We start from the raw sequence: 15,865 nt of genomic DNA, 5'->3' as shown, positions 1-15,865 counted from the left end.
TCACTCAACTTGCATCAAGTAACTTCGAAATCTTCAGGATTATTCCTGTTTCTCTGGCTCTCGTTGTTTAGATTTGAACGGAGTCTTTGTATGTTCCAATATTCAGTTTTCAAAGTACGAGGGGAGGTTGTGAGCCACTCATCTTGGAGTCAATCTCTTTTGAGAGGGGCTCGCTTGTTGAGTGGAGTTACATCCTATTTCGGTCGGTTTTGCTTGTCAACCATTTTGTTAACCAGTGAACCGGGCCGATTTACGTTTCTTTATCTTTACCGACGACTCAATGAATCTTTTAAACCAGATATCAGTGATGAGAGAGGGGAGAGAGTGGGAAACGTGCGCCTCAACTGCGCTTCGATGAATTAATAGTATCCCAGAGTTTTTGGATTGCAAGCCCCTTTTTTCAAGTTTTTCAATTTCCTGAAAAGCCTTTTTGGTTAAAGAATTCCAGAATTGTGATCGAAGAATTCAACCGATTCTAGAGAGTTTTCAGGTTTTAACGTGCCTTCTTCATTGGATTCATCAGTTTTCAAGGTGGATAAAAATCAAAGATTTATTTTTTGATCATTTGACACTTAAAAAAATTTCTTTCAAAACATTTTGCCGATTTAAAAAATATATAGATCCTTCACCCTGTTTTGAACGCCAAAAAAAAGTCCCGCCAGTCAAAAGCGGGACTTCTTGATAGATTTTTCTAATGTCAAAAGCGAAACGCCTACTCAGTCGTGGCTTCCGACTGACCCTGCAGAGCAGCGCCCAATGTGTGCCAAGCCAAAGTGGCGCACTTCACCCGCACGGGATACTCCCGAACGCCCGACAAAATAGTCAGTCGACCCAAATGATGCGGCGCCGATTCATCCAGCTCGCCCCGTAACAACTGCTGGAACTCTTCCCGCATTTGCAGGGCTTCCGCTCGGGTTTTACCCTTGACGGCGTTGGTCATCAGCGAAGCGCTGGCCTTGGCAATGGCGCACCCATCACCCTGAAAACCGATGTCCTCGATTTTCCCCTCTGAATCGAGCTGGGTGTAGACGGCAAACTGATCGCCGCACAAGGGATTTTTGCCCAGCGCGTAGGCATTGGCGGAATCCAAAACCCTGAAATTGCGGGGCTTTTTGTTATGCTCCAGAATGATTTGCTGATAAAGCTCGTTGTAGTCAGACATGGGAAATGGGCTTTCTAACTAGTTAAACAGTTTGACCACCACTTTGACGGCTTGCACCAGCGCGTCAATGTCGTCACGGGTGTTGTAGAAGGAAAACGAGGCCCGAGCAGTAGCCGGAAGGCCGAAACGCTGCATAATGGGCTGGGCGCAGTGGTGACCCGCCCGCAGGGCAATCCCTTCCCGGTCCAGAATGGTGCCGATATCGTGCGGATGAGCCCCTTGCAACACAAAGGACAAGATGCCCGCCTTTTCTGGCGCGGTGCCAATCAGGCGCACCTCGGGGATTTCCAGCATGCGGGCCGTGGCGTAAGTCAATAACTCATTCTCGTAAGCCCCAATGCGATCCAGACCGATAGCGGTGACGTAATCTACCGCCGTGCCCAAGGCAATCACTTCGGCAATGGCGGGAGTGCCCGCCTCAAACTTGGCCGGGGGCTTGGCGAAGGTGGTTTTCTCGAATGAGACAGAATAGATCATGTCCCCGCCAAACTGATAGGGGGGCATAGCCTCCAGATGCTTCATTTTTCCGTACAGCACGCCCACACCGGTGGGGCCATAGAGCTTGTGGCCGGAAAAGGCAAAAAAGTCGCAATCCAGGGCTTGCAGGTCCACGGCCATGTGCGGGGCGGACTGGGCCCCATCCACCAGCACGGGAATATTCAGAGCATGGGCTTTTTCAATGATGGCTTTGATGGGGTTAACCGTACCCAGGGCGTTAGAAACGTGCCCGATGGCCACAAACTTGACCTTATCCGTCAGCAACCGGTCAAATTCCGCCATATCCAGCTCACCGGCATCGGTAATGGGCGCCACTTGCAGGGTGGCTCCTTTTTCCAGGCACAATTGCTGCCACGGCACCAGGTTGGCGTGATGCTCCATGGCGGAAATCAAAATCTCGTCGCCCGCCTGAATGAAGGTTCGGCCATAGGTAGCCGCCACCAGGTTGATGGCCTCCGTGGTGCCCCGGGTGAAAATGATTTCGGACGGGGAGGCCGCGTTCAGCATTTGGGCCACTTTAACGCGGGTGGCGTCAAAGTCCCGAGTGGATTGCTCGCTGAGTTTGTAGACCCCCCGGCGCACCGTGCCGTTTTCGTGGGCGTAGTAGTTGGTAATGCGATCGATGACCACCTGCGGTTTTTGGGTGGTGGCGGCATTGTCCAGATAGACCAGCGGCTTGCCGTGGACCTGCTGACGCAACACCGGGAAGTCTTCCCGCAGGCGCAACGCTTCGGCTTCCGTTAACGGGCTGATCACGGGCGGGACTGGGGAACTGCTGATCTCATCCAAGACGGGTTGTGCCATTTCCTACACTCCTAGCTGTCGTTGAAGTCCCGCATCCGAGCGGTGCAGGTTCTCCAGAACACGTTGGTCCAGATAACGCCGCAAAGCCGGATGGCTGAGTCGTTGAATAATTTCCTCGGCAAAGCCGTAGGTCAGGAGCGCCGTGGCCAAGTCCCGCCCCAAGCCTCGGCTGGCCAGATAGAACAACTGATTTTCATCCAGTTGCCCCACGGTGGCTCCGTGGGCGCATTTGACGTCGTCTGCGTTAATTTTGAGTTGCGGGCGGGTCCATACCTTGGCATCCTCAGACAGTAGCAGGGTTTTGTTCAACTGCTGAGAATCGGTGCCATTGGCCCCTTCGGCCACAAAGACCAGCCCGTTGAACTCGGACTGCCCGGCGTCATCCAGAATGCCCTTGTAGTACTGCTCGCTTCGGCAATCGGGCACCCAATGCTCGGTAGACGTTTGGTGGAAGACGGCGGTTTGTCCTTCCAGCACATCCAGCCCGTTCAGTTGTACGGTGGCCTGAGTGCCTTGCAACAGGGTGCTGACACTGTGTCGGGCCGTATGTCCGCCCAGCGTCACCGTGGAAAGCTTGAGTTCCGCATTCTGGGCCAAAGTGCTGCGGGTGGCGGTTAAATGCCAGCCTTGGGAAGCCTCATTCAGCATCAGGCAGCACTCCGCCTGGGCCCCTTCCGCCAGATAAAATTCCTGCACGGAATTATTGAGATAAAGGGTTTCGCCCGATCCCACATGCGCTACGGCCAATTGTACACGGGCATGCGGGGCCAGGTTGATCACGTTGCGGGTGTAGGCGGCCCGAGGGTCGGCGCTGGCAGTGGTCACGGAGACAATGTGAATCAGTGAAGCCAGTTGCGCGTTTTCCGGTACGTCAATAAAAACACCGTCCTCAAACAAGGCGGTGTTCAACACCACCAAAGCATCCGGCTCATGATCCAGTCCTTTGGCCAGACTGGCCTGCACCCGTTCCGGTACAGTCCGCAAGGCGGCTTTCAAGCTGCCCACCCAAACGCCTTCCGGCAGGGCTGGCAACACGGACAGGCTTTCCACAAACCGGCCATTCACCAAAACCAGACGAATGGTATCGGAGCCCAGCAAATGCGGCTGCAACTGGGCTTCAGTGACCGTCAAGTCAGTGGTATGCGGCTGAAAAGACTGATTGATCACAGGCCGCAGGTTGATAAACTTCCAGGCCTCCAGACGGCGGCTGGGCAGGCCCAACTGTTCAAAACGGGTCAGGGCTCGAAAACGCAGGGCTTGCAGCCAATCGGCGGTCTCCGGCAAAATGGCCTGCAGCCGATGACGGAAACTTTGCTCATAAAGCGTTTGGGGGGATTGGGGTTGCACAGAAGCCACCATCGCCATTACGCCTCTTGTCCGGCCAGCAGACCGGCTTTTTCCAGCAGCCAGTCGTAGCCTTTGTCTTCCAGTTCCAGGGCCAGTTCCTTGCCACCGGATTTGATGATGCGCCCTTCGGCCAACACGTGGACATAATCGGGCACGATGTAGTTCAGCAGGCGCTGGTAGTGGGTAACCAGAATCATGCCATTGTCGGCGGTGCGTAACTGGTTGACCCCATTGGCCACAATGCGCAGGGCGTCAATATCCAGACCGGAGTCGGTCTCATCCAGCACGGCCAGGGTGGGTTCCAGTACGGCCATTTGCAGAATCTCGTTGCGTTTTTTCTCCCCACCGGAAAAGCCTTCGTTCACCGAGCGATTGTTCAGCAATTCCGGGTCCATTTCCACCACTTTGGCTTTTTCGGCCAGCAGGTCTTCAAACTCCAGGGGATCCAGCTCGTCTTTGCCCTGATGCACCATTTTGGCGTTGTAAGCCATCCGCAGAAATCCGGCATTGTTCACGCCCGGCACTTCCACCGGGTACTGAAAGGCCAGAAACACGCCATCCCGGGCCCGTTCTTCCGCTTCCAGCTCCAGCAGGTTCTTGCCCTTGTACAACACTTCGCCCTCGGTCACTTCAAAAGCCGGGTGGCCCACCAAGACCTTGGACAAGGTACTTTTACCGGAGCCATTGGGCCCCATAATGGCGTGCACTTCGCCGGGCTTGACGGTCAGGTTGATGCCGTTGAGGATGGCCACGCCGTTGACGCTGGCGTGGAGGTTTTTCACTTCAAGAATGGGCGTGGTCACGATGGGGATTTCTCCGTTATTTAAAATCAATTGAGACTGGTTCTTATTGAGAAAGAATTTTCAGAAAGTTAGCCGACACTGTTCTCCAGCTTCAGGCCCAGCAAGCGGGTGGCTTCCACGGCGAACTCTCCGGGCAGCTCCCGGAACACGTCCTTGCAGAAGCCGTTGATGATAGCCGACACGGCGTCTTCCGTGCCAATGCCCCGCTGGTGAAAGTAGAACAACTGATCTTCGCTGATTTTTGAGGTAGAAGCCTCATGCTCCACCTGTGCCGTGGGATTGGCCACATCCACATAGGGGAAGGTGTTGGCCTGACAAGCGCCGCCTATCAGCATGGAATCGCACTGGGTATAATTGCGGGCCCCTTCCGCCGATTTTTTGATGGACACCAGCCCCCGGTAGGAGTTGCTGGATTTTCCGGCGGAAATGCCCTTGGAAATAATGGTGCTTTTGGTGTTTTTGCCGATGTGAATCATCTTGGTGCCGGTATCGGCTTGTTGCAGGTGGTTGGTCAGGGCCACGGAGTAGAACTCTCCCACGGAATTGTCCCCTTCCAGAATGCAACTGGGGTACTTCCAGGTAATGGCCGAGCCGGTTTCCACCTGAGTCCAGGAGATTTTGGCGTTTTCCCCGGCACAGCGGCCCCGCTTGGTCACAAAGTTGTAGATGCCGCCCTTGCCGGTCTTGGGATCGCCGGAGAACCAGTTTTGCACCGTGGAGTATTTAATATCGGCGTTTTTGGCGGCGTGCAATTCCACCACGGCGGCGTGCAACTGGTTGGTATCGAACTTGGGGGCCGTACAGCCTTCCAGATAGCTGACCTGACTGCCCTCATCGGCAATGATCAGGGTACGCTCAAACTGGCCGGAGCCTTCCGTGTTGATGCGGAAGTAGGTGGACAGTTCCATGGGGCACTTCACGCCTTTGGGAATGTAGACAAACGAACCATCCGTAAACACCGCCGAGTTCAGGGCGGCAAAGTAGTTATCCGTCACCGGTACCACGCTGCCCATGTACTGCTTCACCAAGTCCGGGTAATCATGCAAGGCTTCGGAGATGGAGCAGAACACCACCCCGTGCTTCAGCAAGTCTTTCTTGAAGGTGGTGGCCACGGACACACTGTCAAAAACAGCATCCACAGCCACGTTAGCCAAGCGTTTCTGCTCCGATAAAGGGAGTCCCAGCTTATCGAAGGTCCGCAACAGCTCAGGATCAACTTCATCCAGACTTTGAAGTTTGGGCTTGGCCTGCTTGGGCGCTGAGTAATAGATAATGTCCTGATAATCGATGGGCGGATAGTTGAGATGCGCCCACTCCGGGGGCTCCATTTTCAGCCACTGGCGAAAGGCATTGAGCCTGAAATCCAGCATCCACTCCGGCTCCCCTTTTTTCTGGGAGATCAGGCGCACGGTGTCCTCGGTTAAGCCCTTGGGAATGGTATCGGACTCAATCTCGGTCTTGAAACCGTATTTATATTCCTGATTGGTGAGGGATTCGAGGCTTTTCATGCCGGGTGACTCCATTCGGGGCTCAATACTGTAAAGTCCGGTTGAGTTTCGGGATTGCGGTAATGGGATTGCGGTAAAAAGAATGCTAGAAAAAACGCTAATTATGCACTTCCAGAAACGAACACTGCTCGGCGCAATGCTCATGGGGCGCGGTGTCGTGACAGGGGCTGCACACCTTATCCAGCAGATTCAGGCGATGCTCGATGTCCTGATTGAGGGTGTTCAGCTGTGTAATTTTGTCATGAATGAACTGCTTTTGCTGACTGAGGGATTCCCGGGTGTGGGCGATTTGCTCCTGCTTGGAATAGCTGCGGCTTATGGAGTAGGGACCCAATACTTTCAGAATCTCATCCAGTGAGAAATTCAGGCCCTGCAAGGCTAAAATGGCATTAATGCGCTTCAGGGAATGCTGGTTGTACAGGCGATACTTCCCGCTGGAGCGCTTGACCGGGCCAATGAGATCCATTTCCTCGTAATACCGCAAGGTGCGCACCGTCACGTTGCACAACTTGGCCAGGGCCCCAATGGTCAGGAAGGAGTCGCTACCGGCAGCCGTTTCCGTCACCGCATCCGGAGAAAGCGTTTGCATGGAGTTACTTTGCGTAGACTCATTTCGTATCGGCTTATTTTGAATCGACTCATTGCTGGGCGACTGCTGGGACATGATGGGCTTACCTCTGGCGAAAAGCCGCCGGATCGGGATTAACAAGAAAAAACGAATCGGGTATCAATCGGGGTGGTGTGATCAGTTGAAAATGGCGTTGAATTTCAGGAGATTCGCTGTCGACTCTCTGGTATCAGAGTAAACCAGATTAACGTTTACGTCAAGGTTAAAGATTAAGGTAAAACGAAGAGGCCAGACAAAACCGAGACGTTCACGTGAGAGTGTGAGTAGTATTCTGGCAAGAGGAAAAGAGCAAGTCAACAGGGGAGGCATTTGCCCAGAACTGGGGGGCAGCTCCTTTATATAGCCGATTCTGATTGGAAGCAGGCATGAAATAATTGAGGGAAGGGTACAAGGTGGGAAAGGCCCTGTTCTCGTTGAGTGGAATGTGTGCAGATTATGACCCAGCAGGAAAAACTGATTCTCTTTTATGTGGGGCTATTTTGCCTAGCGGTGGTTATCATCAGCTTTGCCTGGCGTTCCGACTCCTATTACAGCAACGCTTACACCCCTGTTGTGGAAAAATCCAATCGAAACAAGGCCATTGAGGCCCAAAACCGCAAAATGGACGGACAATCCGGCAGCGACTCCAACCAACCCAACGCAGCGGGCTTTCGAGAAAAAGACATCGATAAAAATCGGGGCGAGCGCTTCTCTACCTATTAATTAATGTTAGGCCACTGGTGTCAGAGCAGCAGGCCGTTATCAATCAGACGCACCTGATTGACATAGGCGGCCATCAGCACCCGCACCCCCGGCTGTAACCGGGCAACCGGCTGAAAGGTGACTGCATCCACCGCCGCCAGATATTGCACCCGCACCGATACCGGGCCAGATTGCCAAGGGGCCAGCACGGCGGCCTGAAGCCGCTCCAAGGTCTCCTCAGCCGGTAAACTCCCCCCTGCATTTGTCAGCGCTTGCTGAACCCCGGACAGAATTTGGGACAGGCACAAGGCGGCCTCTTGCTCCTGTGGAGTTTTAAGGTACTGATTGCGGGAACTGAGGGCCAACCCGCGTTCGTCTCGCAAGGTGGGATGGGGCACTATGCGCACCGGCAGGTTGAGATCGCGCACCATTTTTTGAATAATGGCCAACTGCTGGGCGTCCTTCTCCCCAAACACGGCCACATCTGGCTGGGTGATGGAGAAGAGCTTTAATACCACGGTGGCCACCCCCTCAAAATGCCCGGGGCGGAAAGCGCCACAAAAGTTCTCCGTCATGGAGACGGGCGGTACCACTCGGGTCAAGCTGTCCGGCCCCTCGGGATACATTTCCGGAGGACTGGGGTAAAACACGGCATCGACTCCGAGTTGCTCGCAAATGGCCAAATCCTGCGCCTTGGGCCGAGGATAGGCTGCCAAATCCTCCTGCGGGCCAAACTGTAGCGGATTCACAAAAATACTGACCACCACCACGTCGGCCACCGACCGGGCGTGGCGGATCAGGGCTTGATGTCCCTCGTGCAAAGCCCCCATGGTGGGCACCAAAGCCAGGGTCTTGCCCTGCCAGGCCGATCGTTGAGTTTGATACTCCGCCACTGTGGTGAAAAGAAACATAATGGACGGTCTCTTTCTATATATATGGGCTCTTAATTACGCAAAATTCAGATTGGCTCCCTTATTGTCCCACAAGGGTTGGGCTCCCCAAAGCGGCATGGCACAGGGTAACGCCAAGGTCTCAAGAACGTAATCGCTCACTGAGGCGTTGATGCGCAATTTGTCTTGCACCCGCAGGAATAGGGGCATCGGGCCTTTTCATACAAAACCCAACCCACCAAACCCAAACGGCTCTGCGTAAACCGCTCAGTGGATTCCCACCTGCGTGGGAATGACAGGCTAAATCGCAAGGGATAGGGCTGAAGCGGGAATGACAGGCTGAAGCTAAAGCGATAGGGCTGAAGTGGGAATGGACAGGCTGAAGCGAAAGCAATAGGGCTGAAGTGGGACTGACAGGCTGAAGCGGGCGGAATAGAGCAGAGGCGGGAATAACCCGCCAAAATAAGCCTGACGCTGGGAATCGTCCTGCAGAGGGTGGGCCCGCCTCCACCATCAACCCCCACAGCAAACAGACCCACTTGCCGGGCAAGCAGGTCTGATTGCTTATTGATGCATGAATTATGAATTAACCCTGTTGACGGTCGTCCGGCTTGCTATCATCCGGCTTCATTGGCACCTGGCCCGCATCGGGGGCGGACGGTTCAGCGGCTTTGCCACCACCCGCCAAACGCTTCAAAAGCTCCCCGCCCAAACGCACGTTGGCCCCCAGAATGTTGGCGTGCGCCTTGAAGGTATCCTGATGGGCTTTCACAAAGGTTTTTCGGTACTGCTTGCCAAAATCGCCCACCGAGGCATCGCCCGAAGCCACTTTCACAGCCGAACCGCCTACCTCTTTCACAGAATCAAAAATCACGGACTGGAGTTCCAGAAAGCTCTTGAGGTAGGTGTCCACCACTTTTTTCAGGCCTTCATCCGGCACGGTTTCAACCAATTCATCGCTCAGCGCTTTCAGGTTGGCCTTGTAGCCTTCCAAATCCTCCGGGTTAAAGGACTCCACCGTCTTTAAGAGCTTTTGCTCAATGGCCTTGCGGTTTTCCTGCGGCACGTAGGCATCCACCACCTCACCGGCCTTGGCGGCCGCTTCCTGTGCTTTTTGTTTCACATCATCCGGGATTTTGGAAGTCAGGCCCGCCAGCCGGGCTTTGAAATCGCTGGCCAAAGACCGAGGGGCTTTCGGCGCTTTATCCTCAGGCTTTTTGCGGGCCGCCATCGGTTGCAAGGGGGTGCGCGACGGACGCACACTGCCCGCAGTTGGCCGAACCCCATTATTCTGCGCGACGGGCGAAGTCAGAGTAAAAACCATGGTCATCATCTCCTGTAAAAATACGATTCCGGTGAATTTCACAAGAAATTACTTGTTTAATTTATAAATTTCATCAGCAGCCAGAAACGCTGTTTCAGACAGCACGATTCCCCCACTGATTAGTGACCCTCAACAATTTAATTTCTATGAAACCGAACTGAAATTAACATATAAATTATTGAACCGCAACATTCGGCAGGCAGGCTTTTTTACTTGTTTTTATTGGTTATATTCAGGTTTGGCCTAAAAAACAGGACTTTGGATCTTTAAAAACCAGAACTCAAGGGGTTAAAGCGGCTGTCAGCTGGGACAACTCCGCCATCAACTCAGCAGGAAAGGAAAAGGCTTCCACCGTGTTATCCGGGAAATTATCGTTTTGAATATCGGCGGCATAGTCGGTCACCGCCTGATGAATCAAGGCCTTGGAATCCATATACCGGCGCACAAAGCGGGGGCTTAACTCGCTGTAACGGCCCAGTAAGTCATCAATGACCAAAATCTGGCCATCGCAGCCGTTACCCGCCCCAATGCCAATGGTGGGAATTTCCAACTGCCGGGTGATTAAGTCGGCCACCTCCACCGGCACCATTTCCAGCACCAGGGCAAAAGCGCCCGCTGCCTGCAACCGCAAGGCATCGCTCAGCAATTTCCGCACGTCATCCAGAGTTTTAGCCTGCACCTTGAAGCCGCCCAGCGTATTCAGCATTTGCGGGGTAAAGCCCAAGTGCCCCACCACCGGGATACCAATTTCCACCAGATGGCGCACCACTTCAGTGACCTTGTCCGAGGCACCTTCCAGCTTGACGGCCTGAGCGCCGCCCTCCTGAATGAAGCGTCCGGCGTTTTTAGTGGCTTCCATCCAGCCGGTCTGATAGCTCATAAAAGGCATATCGGCCACCACAAAGGCATGCCGAGCCCCACGGCTGACTGCCTTAACGTGGTGCAGCATCTCATCCACGGTCACACTCAGGGTATTGGAATGCCCCAACACCGTCATGGCCAAAGAATCGCCCACCAACAACAAGTCCACTTCGGCCTCATCCAGAATGCGGGCCGTACTGTAGTCGTAGCAAGTCAGCGTGACCAGTTTTTGACCTTTTTCCTTCTTGCGGCGCAGGGACGCCACCGTCTGCACGGTGCGCTTGGTCAAACGGGCCTCATCAGAAGCGGGCTGGGTATGAACGGACACAAAAAATCCTCAAATTCCGGGTGAGCGTAAGAGGGGGTACAATTCAAATTCAATGCAGCCATTCTATTGCCTGCGTCCCCTCGTGGCAAGTCAGGCATGGCAAGCCAAGGCAACATGGGGAACAGTGGAACCTGTTAAGGCTTAACCGATTCCACTTCATCCGCCTCAAGCTCGGCGGGCTCTGCCAGCGGGGGGAGTTCCACTACCACGGGGGCCACCACCATGGCCTGCTGAATTTGCTTGAATTTGCCGGGATAATCCCGCTTGAACCACTGCACAATAGCCCGACCCAACTGGGCCGGGTTATGGCGCACCACCTGATGCTCGGCTTCATCCACCAGCAGTTTTTCAACCACCTGCACCCCCAGAGACTGGCAGCGCTCCCGATCCAGGGCCACCGGCTGATAGCCGTAGCTCTGGTACTTCTCCAGCAGGGCTTCGGGCAACCAGTTGTTCACCATCACCCCATTGACCACGTTGGGATAGGGGCAATGATCCAGAATGGCCTGCAAGTGGTCGCCCACCGTATAACCATCGGTTTCACCGGGCTGGGTCATAATATTGGCCACATACAACTTGGGGGCTTTGCTCTGGGAGAGTGTCTGGGCGATTTCCGAGATGAGCAGATTGGGCAAAACACTGGTGTACAGGCTGCCCGGCCCTAAAATAATCAACTCCGCCGATTGAATGGCCTCAATGACATCGGGAATGGTTTTGGGATTTTCCGGGATACAGCGCAGCCGGGCAATTTTGCCCTTGGCCTCCGGGATCAGGGACTCCCCAATCACTTCGCTACCATCTTCCATGGTGGCGGCCAGCTTGATGCTCTCCAGGGTGGAAGGCAGCACCCGCCCCGAAATATTCAGTACCTTAGAGGATTCCTTGATGGCCGAGAACATATCGCCGGTAATATGGCACATGGCGGTTAGAAACAGGTTGCCAAAACTGTGCCCCTCAAGCCCGGAGCCCGTTTTAAAGCGATACTGGAACAGTTCGGTAATGAGTTGTTCCTCATCGGCCAGGGCGGCAATACAGTTGCGAATGTCCCCGGGCGGGATGATACTATGCTCAATGCGCAGCCGACCCGAACTCCCGCCGTCATCGCCCACCGTGACAATGGCAGTGATATTGGACGTGTACTTCTTAACGCCTCGCAGCAGGGTAGACAGGCCCGTTCCGCCGCCAATGGCCACAATCCGCGGGCCATGAATCAGTTTATTCTGCCGAAACAGAGCTTCCAGCAAATCGGCGTCCCGCCCCTCATGCTGTAATGCCACCTTGAGGGTGCGATAAGCCTTGCGCAGCCCGAAGTAAAACAGAACAGCTCCACCACCCAGCAGGATTGGCCCGCTGATATGGGCGGGAAAAAGCTGGGCCAGCCATTTCAGGCTCTCGATAAACAGGGTCACCGGCTGCAAGTTCAGAAGCAAGGCCGTTCCCACCACGGTCATCACAAAGCCGGTGGAGGCAATGCCCACCCAGCGCTTGATAGAAAGACCCGGCATGAGCCACGTGGCCATTCGGGGGAATTTCATCATGCCCCGGCCACCTCACCGATGGAGCAGGCGGAAGCCTGAGCGGGCTTGAGTCCAGCGCCTTGAGATTCCACCAAGGCGGGTTTGCCCCACTTCAGCATTTCCCGGTGGTTGATGATGATATGAAAGGTAGGATAGCGCTCCTTCAGGTAAGTGGCCAGCGCTTCGCCCATGCAGACGGAGCGGTGCTTACCCCCGGTGCAGCCTACGCCAATGGTCAGGCGGGTTTTGCCCTGCGCCTGATACAGGGGCAACATATCGGCGACCAGATCAGCCCATTTGTCAAAAAAAGTGCGGGCATGCGCCAGATTGAAGATGAAGTCCCGCACCGGCTGGTCTTGGCCGGTCATCGGGCGCAAACGCTCATCGTAGAAGGGGTTGGTCATGAAACGCATATCAAAGACCAGCTCGGCGTCCTGCGGGGCCCCGTACTTGAAACCGAAAGTGTTGATGTAAACCGTAAAGGCCTCATTCTCAATGGGCAAACCCAAAATGCGGGCGATTTTATGACGCAGCTCTTCCGCCGTGGTGGTGCTGGTGTCGATGGAGTAATCTTTCAACTCCTTGACCGGGGCAAACAGCTTCTTTTCAGCGGCAATGGCCGCCTGTAAACCGGCCAGCTCGGGCGATTCAAACGCATGCCGCTTCTCAGACTGCAGGTAGCGTTGCACCAGAACCTCTTCGGGGGAGTCCAGGGCCAACACTTTCAGGGCGGGCCACTGGGCCTTCAGGGCCTGTAGCTCGGCAATCAGGGCGACTGCATCCGTATCCGGGGCCAGACGAATGGTGAAGGCCACCGGTGCCTGCTGTTGAGACAAGGGCAACACGGTTTGAGCGACCTGTCCCGGCGGCACATTGGCCAGAGCCATAAAGCCGTGATCGGCATAGATGTCCAGAGCGGTGGTCAATCCGGAGCCGTGGGTGCCTAAAATCAGGAAGGGAGGGTAGGGCTTGCCGTCAGTACTCATAACCAGCCAGACGCTCCTATGTCAGCCAAGGGCAAGGAAACCGGCTGAACCAGCATCTGCCCCAAACGTTCGGCCACATCCACGCATTGGGGGAGCGTGGGGCTAATGTGAATGGTCTTCATCTTGACGGGAATGGATTTTCCGTCTTCGGCAGTGAGAGAAGATTGCTGAATCAGTTGGCGGGCCTGATCAATGACCGCTTGAGGGGACAGGAACTCGTGCAATCGGTTCATGGAGAGCTTGCCTTCGCTGTCGTAGCGCTTGCCCAGATAAATTTCCGGGGCGGTTCGCAGGCCCACTTCCTTTTCAATCTGCTCCAGAATAGGACCGGCAGGCCCCATCAGCACCATCCAGGGGTTGATTTTGTGCAAAGCCCGGGCCACGGTCAAAGCCACTTCCGGATTGTTTAAAAACGCGGTGTATAAAGCCCCATGCGGGCGAACATGCTCAATATCCAGCCCTTCAGAGCGCAACAGCCCCTGAAAAGCACCCATCTGCAGAAAAATCCAGGCGGTCAAAGCCTCTTCTGTAATGGTCATGGGTTCATAGCCATTGCGGGCTGGGTCAGGGTACCCCACATGGGCGCCAATGGCGCAGTTAAAGCGCTTGGCCTGACGAATGGCCTCTAACAAGTCCAGGGGCTCGCCGTCATGAACGGCGCAGGGAATACTGACCGAGGTCACATGGTTCAATAACTCATAATTGGTTTTCTTGAAAAACGCCAAATCCCGGCTTTGGCCCAAGTCGGTATTCAGGTCGATAAACCGCTTTACCTTGTGGCTCAACAGGACTTTTTTGGCTAGATCGATAGTTTTGGGCATGGGTTAACCTATTCTCAATACTTCTATATTAGAGCAAGCCCACTGTTTTTGAAAGATTAATACAGCACCAGCCACAGCGCCAGACGGAACTGCCGCACCAGACACAGAAACACAAACGTGGAAAGACAGTCGTAAGGAGCCGTTTCCACCGTCAGACGCAAGGCCCAGCCGGTCAGTTCAGGCCAGGGCAGCTGACCAGACAGGGCCAGACCCACCAGATACAGCACCCCCACCCCGTGTACCAGCAGGACAGCCAGCAAGGACTGACTGATCAGCTTGAGAGAGCGACTGACCTGATCGTGTTTTTGAAAAACCTTGTGAAAATTTCGTCCCAGAATAGAGGCGGCGAACAAGGTGCCCAGCAAATAGCCAAAGCCCGGTTGGGTCACGTATTGCCAGCCTCCCCCATTGGCAAACAGGGGAAAGAAACTGAGACCCAGCGCCACAAACAGAAAGACGATGCCGGTGCCCATAAAAGGGCCCATCATGGCGGCCACCAACAGGGCCACCGGTACCTGAAAGGTGTAGCGCATCAGCTGCAACTGATCATAACTACTCACCGAGTGTCCGATATTCAGGGGGCTGGGCAGATTCACCGGAATAAAGCCCATCATGACCACTACCAGCAGGCACAATAAACTGATCAGCAACCCGTTCAGGCTTATCCGGGGCGGATAGGATACCCGGTGCAGCAGCGTTCTGCGTGGGGGAGACAAAAAGGAACCGTCGGCAGGCCACAGGGACTCCGCTTCCGGTTCCGGGAAGGCCTCCGAAGACGCTTCCCGGTTAACAATGGCAATGGGGCCGTCCTTTACGTCCTTGCCCATGGCCTTACACCCCGTATCCCTGAGGGAGGCCACTCAGGCGCTGCTGCAAGGCCGATTTCAGTTGCTGAAACCGGGCCCGGTAAGCGGCGGAGCAAATGTCAGAGGTGGTCATAATCAGGGCATCTTCCTGATTGTCCTGATAATAACGGGGCCGGACGCCCATCGAATTAAAACCGTACTTGTAATACAGATTCTGGGCGTTGTAATTGGAGGAACGCACCTCTAGCGTGGCCCAATGAATAGAGGAGGACATACTGCGCTCCAGAATATGCAGCAACAGCAGCTCTCCCAAAGCATTGCCCCGGAACTCCGGTCGCACGGCGATGGTGGTAATATGGGCCTCATCCAGAATCATCCAGAAGCCGCAGTAACCCAGTAGCTCGGGGCTCCCGGCCTGAACCAGCGAATAATAGCGGCCCACGTGGTTGTTCATTTCATTGTAAAAAGACTCTTCCGACCAGTGGTGCCGCCCAAAGGAGACCGATTCAATCTCCATGACCCCCGCCACGTCAGGCGCCCGCATGCGACGGATTTCCAGTTGAGACGACTGAAGCTGACCCTGCTTGGATTGGGATGGAGAAATCATTGCAACAACCTGCTATACGCTAACCTGCTAAACACGATTGTGTGAATAGTCTGTGGTGAATGGACTTGACCCGTAAACAGGTCTCCCTCAATCATAAACCGAAGCACTCCCTGCGGTTTACTTATTCTCTGGTATTTCATTGTAAATGAAAAGCGCCGCAAACCATAAACAGAAGACCCGGCCTCTATTCCGCTGAGGAAAATGGCCATGATCTTTGCTAAAATGCTGAAGTATCAGAATTTGCGGAACCCAGAACCATTTCCCCTAACGCCGAGCATCGGGAGCCACCCTCGC

The 15,865-nt window shown here is 54.6% G+C and carries 15 protein-coding genes; 1 reads left to right on the top strand and 14 read right to left on the bottom strand.

Annotation, left to right across the window (positions count from 1 at the left end):
• Nucleotides 1-712: 712 nt before the first annotated feature.
• The 6 genes from sufU to DF283_RS04555 form a co-directional block, all read right to left on the bottom strand.
• Nucleotides 713-1,162 carry a Fe-S cluster assembly sulfur transfer protein SufU gene (gene sufU, locus DF283_RS04580; RefSeq protein WP_303673534.1) on the bottom strand — a complete coding sequence of 150 codons (450 nt, stop codon included), beginning with the start codon at nt 1,160-1,162 and terminating at the stop codon, nt 713-715.
• 18 nt (nt 1,163-1,180) lie between these two features.
• On the bottom strand, nt 1,181-2,464 hold the full coding sequence (locus DF283_RS04575; protein ID WP_303673533.1) for a cysteine desulfurase: 1,284 nt from the start codon (nt 2,462-2,464) through the stop codon (nt 1,181-1,183).
• A 3-nt stretch (nt 2,465-2,467) separates the two neighbouring features.
• Nucleotides 2,468-3,811: a Fe-S cluster assembly protein SufD gene (gene sufD / locus DF283_RS04570; protein WP_303673531.1), complete on the bottom strand. Its 1,344-nt coding sequence runs from the start codon at nt 3,809-3,811 to the stop codon at nt 2,468-2,470.
• 17 nt (nt 3,812-3,828) lie between these two features.
• Nucleotides 3,829-4,644, bottom strand: a complete 816-nt coding sequence (gene sufC, locus DF283_RS04565; RefSeq protein WP_443082985.1) for a Fe-S cluster assembly ATPase SufC — start codon at nt 4,642-4,644, stop codon at nt 3,829-3,831.
• Between the two features lie 38 nt (nt 4,645-4,682).
• On the bottom strand, nt 4,683-6,122 hold the full coding sequence (gene sufB / locus DF283_RS04560; protein ID WP_303673529.1) for a Fe-S cluster assembly protein SufB: 1,440 nt from the start codon (nt 6,120-6,122) through the stop codon (nt 4,683-4,685).
• Nucleotides 6,123-6,219: 97 nt separating this feature from the next.
• Nucleotides 6,220-6,711 carry a MerR family transcriptional regulator gene (locus tag DF283_RS04555; RefSeq protein WP_303673528.1) on the bottom strand — a complete coding sequence of 164 codons (492 nt, stop codon included), beginning with the start codon at nt 6,709-6,711 and terminating at the stop codon, nt 6,220-6,222.
• 474 nt (nt 6,712-7,185) lie between these two features.
• Here DF283_RS04555 and DF283_RS04550 point away from each other — a divergent pair, with 474 nt between their 5' ends.
• A complete protein-coding gene (locus tag DF283_RS04550) occupies nt 7,186-7,452 on the top strand; it encodes a hypothetical protein (RefSeq protein WP_303673527.1) in 267 nt (88 codons plus the stop codon).
• A gap of 20 nt (nt 7,453-7,472) precedes the next feature.
• Here DF283_RS04550 and panC read toward each other — a convergent pair whose 3' ends face one another.
• From panC to rimI, 8 genes are all read right to left on the bottom strand, one after another.
• Entirely contained in the window at nt 7,473-8,342 is an 870-nt protein-coding gene (panC, locus tag DF283_RS04545; RefSeq protein ID WP_303673526.1) for a pantoate--beta-alanine ligase, read from the bottom strand.
• Nucleotides 8,343-8,907: 565 nt separating this feature from the next.
• Complete coding sequence (locus DF283_RS04540) at nt 8,908-9,645, bottom strand: hypothetical protein (protein WP_303673525.1); 738 nt, start codon at nt 9,643-9,645, stop codon at nt 8,908-8,910.
• A 280-nt stretch (nt 9,646-9,925) separates the two neighbouring features.
• Nucleotides 9,926-10,834, bottom strand: a complete 909-nt coding sequence (panB, locus tag DF283_RS04535) for a 3-methyl-2-oxobutanoate hydroxymethyltransferase (protein WP_303673524.1) — start codon at nt 10,832-10,834, stop codon at nt 9,926-9,928.
• Nucleotides 10,835-10,968: 134 nt separating this feature from the next.
• Complete coding sequence (locus DF283_RS04530) at nt 10,969-12,354, bottom strand: gluconeogenesis factor YvcK family protein (protein WP_303673523.1); 1,386 nt, start codon at nt 12,352-12,354, stop codon at nt 10,969-10,971.
• 14 nt (nt 12,355-12,368) lie between these two features.
• Nucleotides 12,369-13,337 carry an RNase adapter RapZ gene (locus DF283_RS04525; protein ID WP_303673522.1) on the bottom strand — a complete coding sequence of 323 codons (969 nt, stop codon included), beginning with the start codon at nt 13,335-13,337 and terminating at the stop codon, nt 12,369-12,371.
• Nucleotides 13,334-14,158: a LamB/YcsF family protein gene (locus DF283_RS04520; RefSeq protein ID WP_303673521.1), complete on the bottom strand. Its 825-nt coding sequence runs from the start codon at nt 14,156-14,158 to the stop codon at nt 13,334-13,336. The genes DF283_RS04525 and DF283_RS04520 overlap by 4 nt, the downstream gene beginning before the upstream one ends.
• Before the next feature lie 56 nt (nt 14,159-14,214).
• The gene (locus DF283_RS04515) at nt 14,215-14,985 is read right to left on the bottom strand and encodes a biotin transporter BioY (protein WP_303673520.1); all 771 of its coding nucleotides are present in this window, start codon (nt 14,983-14,985) and stop codon (nt 14,215-14,217) included.
• 4 nt (nt 14,986-14,989) lie between these two features.
• Nucleotides 14,990-15,571: a ribosomal protein S18-alanine N-acetyltransferase gene (rimI, locus tag DF283_RS04510; RefSeq protein ID WP_303673519.1), complete on the bottom strand. Its 582-nt coding sequence runs from the start codon at nt 15,569-15,571 to the stop codon at nt 14,990-14,992.
• Between the last annotated feature and the right edge of the window lie 294 nt (nt 15,572-15,865).

The organism is Vampirovibrio chlorellavorus (assembly GCF_003149375.1).
Taxonomy (GTDB): domain Bacteria; phylum Cyanobacteriota; class Vampirovibrionia; order Vampirovibrionales; family Vampirovibrionaceae; genus Vampirovibrio; species Vampirovibrio chlorellavorus_B.
Note: the sequence above shows the minus strand (reverse complement) of the source record. Positions and strands in the feature narration are given on the sequence as shown.

Excerpts from the sequence above, each read along its gene's own strand:
- sufU (WP_303673534.1), bottom strand. The coding sequence starts at position 1,162 with ATGTCTGACTACAACGAGCTTTATCAGCAAATCATTCTGGAGCATAAC.
- DF283_RS04575 (WP_303673533.1), bottom strand. The coding sequence starts at position 2,464 with ATGGCACAACCCGTCTTGGATGAGATCAGCAGTTCCCCAGTCCCGCCC.
- sufB (WP_303673529.1), bottom strand. The coding sequence starts at position 6,122 with ATGAAAAGCCTCGAATCCCTCACCAATCAGGAATATAAATACGGTTTC.
- DF283_RS04555 (WP_303673528.1), bottom strand. The coding sequence starts at position 6,711 with ATGCAAACGCTTTCTCCGGATGCGGTGACGGAAACGGCTGCCGGTAGC.
- DF283_RS04550 (WP_303673527.1), top strand. The coding sequence starts at position 7,186 with ATGACCCAGCAGGAAAAACTGATTCTCTTTTATGTGGGGCTATTTTGC.
- panC (WP_303673526.1), bottom strand. The coding sequence starts at position 8,342 with ATGTTTCTTTTCACCACAGTGGCGGAGTATCAAACTCAACGATCGGCC.
- DF283_RS04540 (WP_303673525.1), bottom strand. The coding sequence starts at position 9,645 with ATGGTTTTTACTCTGACTTCGCCCGTCGCGCAGAATAATGGGGTTCGG.
- DF283_RS04530 (WP_303673523.1), bottom strand. The coding sequence starts at position 12,354 with ATGGCCACGTGGCTCATGCCGGGTCTTTCTATCAAGCGCTGGGTGGGC.
- DF283_RS04525 (WP_303673522.1), bottom strand. The coding sequence starts at position 13,337 with ATGAGTACTGACGGCAAGCCCTACCCTCCCTTCCTGATTTTAGGCACC.
- DF283_RS04520 (WP_303673521.1), bottom strand. The coding sequence starts at position 14,158 with ATGCCCAAAACTATCGATCTAGCCAAAAAAGTCCTGTTGAGCCACAAG.
- DF283_RS04515 (WP_303673520.1), bottom strand. The coding sequence starts at position 14,985 with ATGGGCAAGGACGTAAAGGACGGCCCCATTGCCATTGTTAACCGGGAA.
- rimI (WP_303673519.1), bottom strand. The coding sequence starts at position 15,571 with ATGATTTCTCCATCCCAATCCAAGCAGGGTCAGCTTCAGTCGTCTCAA.